The sequence below is a fragment of the Ralstonia sp. VS2407 genome, assembly GCF_052950655.1.
Genome location: NZ_JBRFVG010000410.1, coordinates 1 through 255, shown reverse-complemented (window position 1 = coordinate 255; position 255 = coordinate 1). Strand labels below are relative to the sequence as shown.

At 49.0% G+C, this 255-nt stretch carries 1 rRNA gene; it reads right to left on the bottom strand.

What is annotated here, in order from left to right:
• A 23S ribosomal RNA gene (locus tag ACU8YE_RS25725) occupies positions 1-221 on the bottom strand; the annotation flags it as partial.
• Between the last annotated feature and the right edge of the window lie 34 nt (positions 222-255).

Here is a 255-nt window from a genome sequence, read left to right as displayed (position 1 = left end):
GATTTCTGTTCCTGCAGCTACTTAGATGTTTCAGTTCACTGCGTTCGCTTCTGTTACCTATGTATTCAGTAACAGATGACCCATATGGGCCGGGTTTCCCCATTCGGATATCTGCGGATCAAAGCTCTTTTGCCAGCTCCCCGCAGCTTTTCGCAGGCTACTACGTCCTTCATCGCCTGTAATCGCCAAGGCATCCACCACATGCACTTATTCGCTTGACCCTATAACGAGTATGTCTCGCTATAGGCTGAGTTC